Source organism: Riemerella anatipestifer (assembly GCF_009663465.1).
Taxonomy (GTDB): Bacteria; Bacteroidota; Bacteroidia; order Flavobacteriales; family Weeksellaceae; genus Riemerella; species Riemerella anatipestifer_C.
On record NZ_QXHU01000004.1, the window covers coordinates 280,267 to 290,853 of the forward strand.

14 protein-coding genes are annotated in these 10,587 nt (G+C 32.4%); 12 read left to right on the forward strand and 2 right to left on the reverse strand.

Features of this window, described 5'->3' with window-relative positions; all coding sequences use genetic code 11:
* Positions 1-17: 17 nt before the first annotated feature.
* Positions 18-671, forward strand: a complete 654-nt coding sequence (locus D1003_RS07565; RefSeq protein ID WP_079206959.1) for a ComF family protein — start codon at positions 18-20, stop codon at positions 669-671.
* Between the two features lie 87 nt (positions 672-758).
* Here D1003_RS07565 and D1003_RS11095 read toward each other — a convergent pair whose 3' ends face one another.
* Positions 759-899: a hypothetical protein gene (locus D1003_RS11095; protein WP_221410923.1), complete on the reverse strand. Its 141-nt coding sequence runs from the start codon at positions 897-899 to the stop codon at positions 759-761.
* A gap of 82 nt (positions 900-981) precedes the next feature.
* Here D1003_RS11095 and D1003_RS07570 point away from each other — a divergent pair, with 82 nt between their 5' ends.
* The 10 genes from D1003_RS07570 (at position 982) to D1003_RS11285 (ending at position 8,593) form a co-directional block, all read left to right on the forward strand.
* Positions 982-1,956: a ribonucleotide-diphosphate reductase subunit beta gene (locus tag D1003_RS07570; protein ID WP_153936325.1), complete on the forward strand. Its 975-nt coding sequence runs from the start codon at positions 982-984 to the stop codon at positions 1,954-1,956.
* Positions 1,957-2,006: 50 nt separating this feature from the next.
* Complete coding sequence (locus D1003_RS07575) at positions 2,007-3,662, forward strand: ribonucleoside-diphosphate reductase subunit alpha (protein WP_153936326.1); 1,656 nt, start codon at positions 2,007-2,009, stop codon at positions 3,660-3,662.
* 195 nt (positions 3,663-3,857) lie between these two features.
* The gene (locus D1003_RS07580; protein WP_260393363.1) at positions 3,858-4,892 is read left to right on the forward strand and encodes a serine hydrolase; all 1,035 of its coding nucleotides are present in this window, start codon (positions 3,858-3,860) and stop codon (positions 4,890-4,892) included.
* A 28-nt stretch (positions 4,893-4,920) separates the two neighbouring features.
* Complete coding sequence (locus tag D1003_RS07585; RefSeq protein ID WP_153936328.1) at positions 4,921-5,253, forward strand: VanZ family protein; 333 nt, start codon at positions 4,921-4,923, stop codon at positions 5,251-5,253.
* A 473-nt stretch (positions 5,254-5,726) separates the two neighbouring features.
* A complete protein-coding gene (locus D1003_RS07590; RefSeq protein WP_004916839.1) occupies positions 5,727-5,924 on the forward strand; it encodes a hypothetical protein in 198 nt (65 codons plus the stop codon).
* Positions 5,925-5,960: 36 nt separating this feature from the next.
* Positions 5,961-6,167: a peptidase gene (locus D1003_RS07595; RefSeq protein WP_153936329.1), complete on the forward strand. Its 207-nt coding sequence runs from the start codon at positions 5,961-5,963 to the stop codon at positions 6,165-6,167.
* Positions 6,168-6,246: 79 nt separating this feature from the next.
* Positions 6,247-6,387, forward strand: a complete 141-nt coding sequence (locus D1003_RS07600) for a hypothetical protein (protein WP_153936330.1) — start codon at positions 6,247-6,249, stop codon at positions 6,385-6,387.
* Positions 6,388-6,392: 5 nt separating this feature from the next.
* Complete coding sequence (locus tag D1003_RS07605; RefSeq protein ID WP_052911673.1) at positions 6,393-7,454, forward strand: hypothetical protein; 1,062 nt, start codon at positions 6,393-6,395, stop codon at positions 7,452-7,454.
* Positions 7,455-7,554: 100 nt separating this feature from the next.
* The gene (locus D1003_RS11280) at positions 7,555-8,070 is read left to right on the forward strand and encodes a hypothetical protein (protein WP_260393360.1); all 516 of its coding nucleotides are present in this window, start codon (positions 7,555-7,557) and stop codon (positions 8,068-8,070) included.
* 70 nt (positions 8,071-8,140) lie between these two features.
* Positions 8,141-8,593, forward strand: coding sequence for a hypothetical protein (locus tag D1003_RS11285; RefSeq protein ID WP_260393361.1), 453 nt, complete (start codon positions 8,141-8,143; stop codon positions 8,591-8,593).
* Here the strand turns inward: D1003_RS11285 and D1003_RS07615 are convergent.
* Positions 8,588-9,190, reverse strand: coding sequence for a uracil-DNA glycosylase family protein (locus D1003_RS07615; RefSeq protein WP_153936331.1), 603 nt, complete (start codon positions 9,188-9,190; stop codon positions 8,588-8,590). The two genes, D1003_RS11285 and D1003_RS07615, sit on opposite strands and share 6 nt — an antisense overlap.
* Positions 9,191-9,307: 117 nt before the next feature.
* Between D1003_RS07615 and D1003_RS07620 the strand changes: the two genes are divergently transcribed.
* On the forward strand, positions 9,308-10,225 hold the full coding sequence (locus D1003_RS07620) for a YafY family protein (protein WP_153936332.1): 918 nt from the start codon (positions 9,308-9,310) through the stop codon (positions 10,223-10,225).
* Positions 10,226-10,587 lie beyond the last annotated feature (362 nt).

Consider the following 10,587-nt stretch of genomic DNA (forward strand, 5'->3'; position numbering starts at 1 on the left):
GTATTAAGCTAGGAACTATGTTTTTAGATTTTTTTCTACCAAATAGATGCCTAAAGTGTAATCTTATTATTCCTTCTGAGGAAATCGTGTGCTGGGCTTGTAAATCTCATATCAATTTTACGTACAATGATTTTGGAGGGAAAGGGAGTTTTTATCAAAAAGTTATTCTTAAATTTCCAGTAAATAAGGCTTTTAGTTTGATGAAATATGAGAAAAAAGAGCTTTCTCAAGATATTATACATTCCTTAAAATATCATTCTATGGAGCGAGTGGGTAAGGTGTTAGCCCATTGGGTTTCTGAAAATATAGATTTGTCTTATCAAGGGATAGATATATTAACCAGCATACCGCTTCATTCTAAAAAGCAAAGAGAAAGAGGTTACAATCAGTTGCATTTGTTTACAAAGACGCTATCTCAGCTACAGGGGATATTTTATTCTCACCATCTTCTTAAGAGAAACTTCTATTCTAAGCCTCAGGCTCTAAAACAAAAGTTGGATAGGGAGAAAATACAAAATATGTTTTCTGTAGATGAGAAAGTAGAAGGTAAACATATCTTGCTTATAGATGATGTATATACCACAGGAAACACAATGAGTAAAGCAGTTTGGGAGCTACTAAAAGGAAGGGATAATCAGATAAGTATTTTGGTTTTAGGTTTAGATGATTAGAGAGCGTTTAGTTTTAATTATTTTGTTAATAAAGGTTTTGTTTAAGATGTTTAATTTTGACAGTCTTATTACTCATTTTATCCTCATCTATAGGAGTATAAGGGATTGTGGAAAACTTATATGATTAGAATCCAAAAGATTAAATAATCTATCCATATTTCGTTTCATTTTTAGGCTTTCATTTTCTATTTTTGTAGAAAGGACTTTGTTAAGTCTTTGTGTAATCAATATATTGATTTTTAGATTGTTATATAATTCTATTCTTTGTTAGAAATAACTAAGAGTTAAAAAAACTGAATAAACAATTATTATGGGGATTTTTGAGAAAAGAATAAACTACAAACCTTTTGAGTATCCAGAAGTAATGCAGTATATAGAGGCGATTAATAAGTCTTTTTGGGTACATTCAGAGGTAGATTTTACGGCGGATATACAAGACTTTCATTCGCAGCTAGAGCCTCATGAGAAAAATGCAGTTAAGAATGCTTTGTTAGCAATTGCTCAGATTGAGGTGTCTGTAAAGACCTTTTGGGGTAATCTTTATAATCATCTCCCTAAGCCTGAGTTTAACGGATTAGGAGCAACCTTTGCGGAGTGTGAATTTAGACATTCTGAAGCGTATTCAAGGCTGCTTGAAGTTTTAGGATATAATAATGAGTTTCTTAATGTAATCGAAAATCCTGCTATTAGAAAAAGGATAGATTTTCTGACCGATGTGTTGAGGAACTCAAATTCTTCAACGCCTAAAGAATATGTATCTTCTTTGTTGTTATTCAGTATTTTAATAGAAAATGTATCATTGTTCTCTCAATTCGCCATTATTCTCTCCTTTACGAGGTTTAAGGGGTATATGAAAAATGTGTCCAACATTATTGCGTGGACTTCTGTAGATGAGCAAATTCATGCCAATGCGGGGATTTATATCATCAACAAAATAAGAGAAGAACAGCCTGAGCTTCTTCAAGAGGAAGATATAGAGGCTATTTATAATATTGTTAGAACTTCGGTGGAACTAGAGTCAGAAATATTAGATTGGATTTTTGAGATGGGAGATTTAGACCATTTATCAAAAAAACAACTTTTAAGTTTTATGAAATATCGTATAGACGATAGTTTGAAAAGAATTGGTATGGCTTCTATGTTTAATATTACAGAGGAAGAGTATAAGCCAATGGTATGGTTTGAGGAAGAGGTTTTTGCTAATTCGTTAGACGATTTCTTTGCCAAAAGACCTGTGGACTATACAAAACACGATAAGAGTATTACCGCTAATGACTTGTTTTAGAAAAGTTTTTATAATCTAAAACAAAATAAAATATAAACAAGAAAAACAAAATGGAAGAATTACAAGATATATGGTGGCTGAATGAGGAGTCTGAACAAATGCTCAATAGAGGTTATCTTCTGAAAGGAGAAACGGTGCATGGAGCTATTAAAAGGATTACCACAGCCGCAGCTAAAAGACTTTATAAGCCAGAGTTGCAACCAGCCTTTGAGGAAATGATTGTAAAAGGTTGGATTAGCTTTTCGTCTCCTGTATGGGCAAATATGGGGACACAGAGAGGTCTTCCAATTTCTTGTTTCAATGTTCATATTCCAGATAGTATTGAGGGGATTACCCACAAAATGGGAGAAGTTATTATGCAAACCAAAATAGGTGGTGGTACTTCTGGTTATTTTGGGGAGCTTCGTCATAGAGGGACGGCGGTTACGGATAACGGTAAGTCATCTGGGGCGGTTTCTTTTATGAAGTTGTTTGATACGGCTATGGATGTGGTTTCTCAAGGAGGTGTAAGAAGAGGGGCTTTTGCAGCTTATTTGGATATAGACCACGGAGATATAGAGGAGTTTTTAACGATAAAAGACATTGGCAGTCCTATTCAAAACCTATTTACGGGAGTTTGCGTACCAGATTATTGGATGCAAGATATGATAGATGGAGACATTGATAAGAGGAAGATTTGGGCTAAAGTTTTAGAAAGTAGGCAACAGAAAGGTTTGCCGTATATTTTCTTTACCGATAATGTCAACAGAAATAAACCTCAAGTTTATAAAGATAAGGGGTTGTTGGTTAATGCGAGTAACCTTTGTTCAGAAATTATGTTGCCATCTACACAAGATGAATCATTTATATGTTGTCTTTCTTCTATGAATTTGGAACTTTATGATGAGTGGAAGGATACTAATGCGGTTAAGTTGGCAATTTATTTCTTAGATGCAGTATTGTCTGAATTTATAGAAAAAACGGAAGGTAACTATTATCTACAAGGAGCTAGAAATTTTGCAATGAAACACAGGGCTTTGGGGCTAGGTGTTTTAGGATATCATTCATATTTGCAGAAAAATATGATTCCTTTTGAGAGTTTTGAAGCAACTCAATTCAATGCTAGAGCGTTCAAACACATCAGAGAGCAAGCGGAAGCAGCTTCTAAAGAATTGGCTAATATTTATGGCGAACCAGAATTGCTTAAAGGTTACGGTATGAGAAATACCACGCTGATGGCAATCGCACCTACGACTTCTAGTTCGGCTATTTTAGGACAAACTTCTCCAGGGATAGAGCCTTTTGCATCAAATTATTATAAAGCAGGTTTGGCTAAAGGTAATTTTATGAGAAAAAATAAATACCTTAAAAAACTGCTGGAAGAGAAAGGTCTAGAAAACGAGGAAACATGGAGAAACATTATGCTTAATCATGGTTCTGTACAACATTTAGATGGGCTTACGGAAGAGGAAAAAGCTGTTTTCAAGACTTTCAAAGAAATTTCTCCTATGGAAATTATCAGTCAAGCGGCTCAAAGACAGCAGTATATAGACCAAGCTCAATCTTTGAACTTGCAAATTCCGTCCACAATGCCAGTAAAAGATGTTAACTTCTTGATGATAGAGGCGTGGAAGAAAGGCATTAAAACTCTTTACTATCAGAGAAGTTCGTCCGTATCCAAAGAATTGATGGTAAACTTTGTAACTTGTTCTAGTTGCGAAGCATAGATAAATATAGAGTGTAATAATTAAAGTTGAGGAAGATAAAACCGTAGTCTTAGGGCTATGGTTTTTCTTTTTAATTAAAGGTTTTCTATATTTGTTCAAAGTATCAATAGTATGTGGAGAATTATATTTATTGCCCTGATTTTATTTTTTGAAAGTTTTTTAGCTCAAAATTTAGAAGGACAGGCGGATAGTATTATGACAAAATACGATATTCCCGAAATGGCGTTCGCTGTTGTAACGAAAGATACTATATTGGTGCAAAAAGTAAGGGGGCATCACAGAGTTACTGAAAAGAAAGGAAAACCCAATGCTTCCTTTGAAGATTTATTTCATCTAGGTTCTAATACTAAAGCTATTACGGGGTTTATTTCTGCATATTTGGTAGAACAAGGTAAAATAAAATGGAAAACCAAGTTTTTTGATTTATTTCCAAAGTTTAAAAAGAGTTCAAATGTCAAGTATCACAGTATAACTTTAGAAGATTTATTATGCCATAGAGCTAATGTTCAGCCTTTTACTAGTGGAGAGGAGTATAGTAAACTTCCTAAATTTAAAGGAACTAAACAACAGAAAAGAACCAAATTTGGAGAATATGTTTTAAGGCTCTCTCCGATAGAAAACAAAAATACTTACAATTACTCAAACGCAGGGTATAGTATTGCGGCAATGATGCTTGAAAAAGTTTCTGGAAAGTCTTGGGAACAACTGATAGAAGAAGTGTTAAAAACAAAATTAGAGATAGATTTTCGGTTGGGTTGGCCTAGTAGAAATGCTAAAAATCAACCTTTAGGGCATTGGTTAGAAGGTGGAAACCAAGTTGAAGTTTTACCAAATGTCGATTATGATTTGAGTTTAGCAGAACCTGCGGGAGATTTAAGTATGAATATTCACAATTATTCCAAGTTTATACAATTAAATATAAAGGGACTTTCTGGGGAAAGAAATATTTTAACTCCTGAAACTTATCAATACTTACACACTTCCAAAAAAGACTATTCTATAGGTTGGAGTAATTATCAAGATAAAACTCAAGAAATTTCAGAACATTCAGGTTCAGATGGCACGTTTTTTTCCTATGCTCAAATTGATAGAAAAAAGCATTTAGGTTATATTATATTGGTAAACACAGACCCTTACGGAAAAGGTTGGATTATAAAACTAGAAATTTCAGAAGGCGTAGATCAGTCTGAGTTATTGTCTTCTGAACAATACCTAGAAGTCATTGGTTAAAAAATACCATCATATTGTAAAAATAGTAATGCCCATTTATTGGGCATTACTTACTTATGTTCTTCTCAAACCTGTGGGAGAACACAAGGACTATTGGTTCCTATTTCAAGGGATAGATAAAGTAGTTCATTTTAGTATGTTTTTTGTGTTAGGCTTTTTATTTCGTTGGGCATATCCCAAAGCTAGTGTGTATGCCTACTATTTTATCCTTGTTGCTTACGCTATTCTTACCGAAATTTTTCAGCAAGTTATGGCACTTGGGCGTTCTGCTGAGTGGCTAGACCTTTTAGCAGATACTATAGGCTTGGTGCTAGCTTATTATGTATATACTAAAGTGTTGTTGCTTTTTGCAAGAAAGTAAAATTTTAAATTTATAAATAGGATAAACTCTTTTGAGCTCGGTGAGGTGGTCATCGGGCTTTTTTTGAACGATTAAAAAAGGATTTGTACTTAAAATAAAAAACAAAACGACATATTTTGACGATATAAAGTAGTAATATTGCAGATATATAGGATTTTAGCCTGCGTATATAGGTCTGTTTTAAAATAAATATTATCTTTGTTGTGAAAACATAAGATAATTATGAAAAGATAATAATTAAAACGATATATAGAGCATAAGGTGCTTACCATTATTTCATTCGGTTAAATCTGGTACATTTAAACAAAAGATGAAGTATAATGGGCGAAGGCGTGATTGCTCCCTTTTATAGGGACGCAGGCTGTTTTTTCCTATTTTCATCTCAGGTTTACCAGAACCCAACCGAATAATATGGACAAAAGCAAGTGCTGTGTCCTTTTTGTTTTCAGCAAAACCAATAAAAAAATAAGATTATGGCAGTATTATGGCGTGTTACAGTAAAGAAAAAGTATGGAACCGTAGCCTCGGGTATGTGGATAGAGTTGCTCTTCCAAAACAATAGCCAAATCCCGATGCAGGAAGATATCAGAAATGCACTGAATGCAAAGTATGGTAAAAACACTCTAAACGGAACTATACCTAAAGAGTTTTTGGAAATTGTGAAATTGTAAAAAAATAAATAAACCAACTTTTAAAATAAAATAATTATGTCAACACATTTATGGAATGTTATCGCAAAGCGTGATGTTAACAAAATTGCAAAGGGAATGAGTGTGGAAATCGTCATTCGTAATGCATCTAGAAAACCCAATCAAAAAGAGGTAATAGAAGCATTTAATGCCAAATATGGTGCTGGTACAGCACTCAGTGGACTCAGTATTTCTGTTAACTTTGAAATTGTGGAGGTGAAGTAATAAAAATCTAACTATAATTGCTAACAAAAATGATGGAGTTATTAAGTTAAGTGAAATTGGAAAGGAACTTAACTTATTTATGAAGAACAATAAATCTGAGATAAAAACTTTTCTTAAAGAAGCAAAAAATTATTATAAAAATAATAAAGAATTGTTTAAATTACCAGAAAAGGATAAGGAAAAATTAGCTAAAAATATTTGTAAATTTAAAAATATATAACATATATGAATAATAATTTACTTTCAAAACAAGATGAAGGGCAGGAGGTACAGCCTTCTAACTCTATGCTTCCTAAAGAAATAGAAACGATAGAGGAAATGGAAAGTTTTCTTTATGATTTACAGAGAGAAGCATCAGGGTCTTTGTCGGCAGCATTAAATGCTCAACTTCAGGTAATTCGTTATGTGAGTTCACCTACACTTGTGGATAGTTCTTTTGACCTATTGTTTAAAAATATAAAAGATTCTGTGAGTCTTGCTGTCAATGAACAGGAGAAGAATAAAATACTTCAACAGGCTCATCTTATGATTCATAATTATGTTTTCTTTTTGGATGCTAGGTTAGAATATGCAATACAGAATAATAGAAAAGAAGGAGAAAGACTCTTAGAGTTAGCAGCAAAAGAATTAGCAAATACAGCAGCTGAATTCGCTATTGCTTACACTGCCGCTGGTGCAGGTAAGGGAGCACAACTTGCACGCAGATCTTTTAATACAAGAAAAATAGCATATAGTATTGTGCAAAAAGGACACAACTCAGGTTTTTTCCAAAAAGTAATAGATTGGTTTTTGAAGAGTAAAAAAAATAAAAAGGAAAAACAGAGGTTTTTTAGTTCATTGGAAAAACTTTTTGATAAGTTTGAAAGATATCAGAATCTAATAGGGAAATCGGATTTGATAGGAGGGCTTATTGAAAGGTGGAGTGTTGAAATAAGTGAAAATAAACATATGATATTGAAGAAAAAGATTGATAAAAAAACATCGGCTGGATGGTTTGCTGGATTAATATTTTCTTTATCTCTGTTGTTTGGAATAGGAATGTTTAGCTCTATTATCACGATACTGATGGATTTAATTCCCTATTTTGAAAATCCTTTTAAATCAGGTTCTAATACATTTTCTCTTTGGCAACATATCAAAGATTACAGTTTATTTATATTCATATTTTTTGTTTGTATTACATTGGTTGATATGTGCTATACATATGTTTTAAAATGGATTTATGAAAAGAGAGTTTCAAATGATTATTTAAAATATAAAAGTTTAGCTGATGAATTTTATGAATAAAAAATATCCTAGATAAGAATCTTAAAAGAAAATCTTTAAATTTATAGTCTTTCCTATAAAGGAGGGTATTTCTTGTAGGAAAGACTTAATACTTTAAACTATGAGCTCCAAAAACAACATCACTTCCGCCATAATTATCAATGTTATAGTATTTTTTGTACTTTTAATTGTTACCAAACTTGTAAAGTTAGAAGAGCTGCCCACCCAAACGATAGGGGTGTTATTTGGTGGTGTAATAACCGCTTTAATAACATATTTTTTACTTATTGGGCAAACCCAAGCCGAAGAACATAAAGAAAGAAATGTAAAAGTTTTTGAGGAAAAATCCCAAAGATTTAACACTTTTATCAATAAACTTTGGGAAATATGGGACGATAGAACGGTGGAGTTGGAGGAACTCAATGAACTCATTAAATTAGTTTCACGAGATGTTGTGCTGTATACGAAGCCCGAAACGGTGGATATTATACTCAGTAATCTTATAGATATTGCAGAGCACGCAAAACCAGATAAAACCAATAGCAGAGATGCGGAGGTTACAAAACTAATCCAGCAGAAGATTTTCAATATAATCAATGAACTAGCGCTTAGGTGGAGAAATAAAACCACAGATTAGGAGTAAGCTAAATCTTCTTGAAGAAAAAGTAATCCCTTATTTAATTCAAAAAGACTTTAAACAGTCATTTTTGGAGCATTTTAAAAACACTATATTTAACAATGACGATAATAGTATTACAAAGATTGATTACAAAAAACAGGGCGACAAACTATATATAGAATGTAGAATAAAAGAGTCTAATGTTTATTTAAAAATAGGTCCTTTAGATAGAGAGCCTAACCAAGATATTTTATTTACCTTCTTTGTGGAGTTTTACCAAAACAGGCAATACCAAATCTACCGAGATGCCACTAAGGGTTGGCGTAAAGATTGCCTAAAAGGCTCTATTCAGTGGGAAAAAGGTTCTAACTATATTAACTTCTCAGACTCTAAACAATTAAAAGAAGAGTATCAAATTATCAATCATTCCGATTATTCTAATAGCTTAGCAGAAAGAGCATTAGATTTATATCAACATTGGAGTTTCAATGGTAAAAATATTGAAGATATTATCCAAGAAGTTGAGAAAAATAATTTATAACATTTTCATATACGCCTTTAGTTCCTCATACTTTTCATTAGTATTTTTAGGTTGGCTACTTGGGTGTGGCACTACAAAAATGGGATAATCGTACTCATAAGATAATAAGTGGAGATTACCTTTTTTATAGTAAGCCTTTTTAGGAAAATTATTCCATAAGCGGTGTCCCCAGAATATAATCAGATGAGGTTGTAGTTTCTTTAATACCTCTTTAAAAGCAGGCTCACTTTTTATAAACTCTTCTGTGGTTGGGGCTTCACGAGGACCGCCCATAGGGAACTGCACGAAATTATAAAACGCTAAATTTTGCCATACTTCCACAGTCTCCAAATCATCAAGCTTCTTCCCAGATAACAGGTTAGAAAATCTAGTAAAAGTATTCATCCAAGTTTCAAACGAGCCACTACCGTTTTTATAGGCTATAAATCGCTGCACCACCTCTTGGGTTACACCACCGATTTTAGAAGTATTCCCTTCATTAAACGCTTTTAAATCTTCATCGCCAAAATAGTGGCTTTCTCCTAAAACTAAAATTTTAAACGGGTTTTTATGATAAGACTTGCCAACAAATGGCTGAAACTTTATTTCGTTTTTCATAATATAATTTTTAGCAAAGGTAAATATTCGTTAAGACAATTGATGACCGTCACACCATTAAAATATCACTATGCCGTATTTTGTCGTAGTAAAAGTATATTTTTGTAAAAAACAACTATGGTAATTGAGCAAATATTTAGACTAAAGCATATAGAAGAATTTTTGAAAAGACGAAAAAATAGAGGAGCTTCTTACCAAGAAATTTTTGAATACTTATCCGAGCGCTTTGTTAATGAAGATTTAGAACTAAGTTTTACCAATCGTACTTTCCTCAGAGATAAAAAACTAATTGAAAAATTGTCAGGAATAAATATTATCTATGATAAAAATAAAAAAGTCTATATTATTTCTGATGAAGAACCAGAAGAATATTTTGAATCGTTGTTATTGTTAAATGCGTACCGCTCCTCAAAAAAGAATGCGGATATTTTGCTCTTCGAAAATCGTACACCTAGAGGTATTACCGAAAATCTTGAAGATTTACTAAATGCAATTAACAAGCACAAAATCATCAGTTTTAAACATTATAGCTTATGGAATAATGATGAAATTCCCAAACTGAAAAAAATAAAACCTTACGCTCTTAAAGAATTTAGATATCGTTGGTATGTCTTAGGACAAGCCTATAACGATGGTAAAACTTCCAAAGAAATTACGGCATATGGCTTAGATAGGATAAGTGATTTAGAAGTATCCTCCTCCTCATTTGTTCCTGAAATTATAGACATAGAAAATCTTTATAAAGATTCCTTCGGTATTGTGTTGCCTAATGGAATGCCTCCCGAGAAAATAATTCTTTCTTTTGATAAGCAACAAGGTAGTTATATTAAAAAACTACCTATACATCATTCTCAAAAAGTGGAAAAGGAAACGGATACAGAAACCGTCATCAGTGTATTTCTAGTTCCTACTTACGATTTTTGGCAAGAAATTTTATCATATGGTAGAAGGGTAAAAGTACTACAACCAAAATCTTTTGTAGATATTATCAAAAGCGAATTGAAAGAATCATTGGCAAACTATACTCAGTCTTAGTTTTAATAACATAGGACTGAAATTACAATAGAGAAGCTTAAAAAGTAGTCACTACCATGTATGTGAAATAGATGTATAGTCCAAATTATTTTAGTCTAAAACATATTCCAAAATTTTTCAATTTGTATATCAGTCGATTATATAGAATAGGTAAAAAAAGGGTATAAAATATTTGGAGAATAAGTTTATGCATATGTATTTTTGCAGCCTCGATAAGAGAGAGTAGGAGTAAGATTGATTGAGGGGGGCTTAAATGCTTATGTAGTAATAAACCTAAGGATAAAGAGGTGCGTTGCGAGGGGTATTTAGCGATGTTGAGAAAAATATTTAAAAATTTTTTCAAAAACATTTGGTCAATTAAA

What these genes read in the sequence shown, in the direction of transcription:
- D1003_RS07575 (WP_153936326.1), top strand. Translation starts at nt 2,007, where the DNA reads ATGGAAGAATTACAAGATATATGGTGGCTGAATGAGGAGTCTGAACAA.
- D1003_RS07620 (WP_153936332.1), top strand. Translation starts at nt 9,308, where the DNA reads ATGGTAATTGAGCAAATATTTAGACTAAAGCATATAGAAGAATTTTTG.
- D1003_RS07590 (WP_004916839.1), top strand. Translation starts at nt 5,727, where the DNA reads ATGGCAGTATTATGGCGTGTTACAGTAAAGAAAAAGTATGGAACCGTA.
- D1003_RS11280 (WP_260393360.1), top strand. Translation starts at nt 7,555, where the DNA reads ATGAGCTCCAAAAACAACATCACTTCCGCCATAATTATCAATGTTATA.
- D1003_RS07585 (WP_153936328.1), top strand. Translation starts at nt 4,921, where the DNA reads ATGCCCATTTATTGGGCATTACTTACTTATGTTCTTCTCAAACCTGTG.
- D1003_RS07595 (WP_153936329.1), top strand. Translation starts at nt 5,961, where the DNA reads ATGTCAACACATTTATGGAATGTTATCGCAAAGCGTGATGTTAACAAA.
- D1003_RS07565 (WP_079206959.1), top strand. Translation starts at nt 18, where the DNA reads ATGTTTTTAGATTTTTTTCTACCAAATAGATGCCTAAAGTGTAATCTT.
- D1003_RS07615 (WP_153936331.1), bottom strand. Translation starts at nt 9,190, where the DNA reads ATGAAAAACGAAATAAAGTTTCAGCCATTTGTTGGCAAGTCTTATCAT.
- D1003_RS07570 (WP_153936325.1), top strand. Translation starts at nt 982, where the DNA reads ATGGGGATTTTTGAGAAAAGAATAAACTACAAACCTTTTGAGTATCCA.
- D1003_RS07580 (WP_260393363.1), top strand. Translation starts at nt 3,858, where the DNA reads ATGACAAAATACGATATTCCCGAAATGGCGTTCGCTGTTGTAACGAAA.
- D1003_RS07605 (WP_052911673.1), top strand. Translation starts at nt 6,393, where the DNA reads ATGAATAATAATTTACTTTCAAAACAAGATGAAGGGCAGGAGGTACAG.
- D1003_RS07600 (WP_153936330.1), top strand. Translation starts at nt 6,247, where the DNA reads ATGAAGAACAATAAATCTGAGATAAAAACTTTTCTTAAAGAAGCAAAA.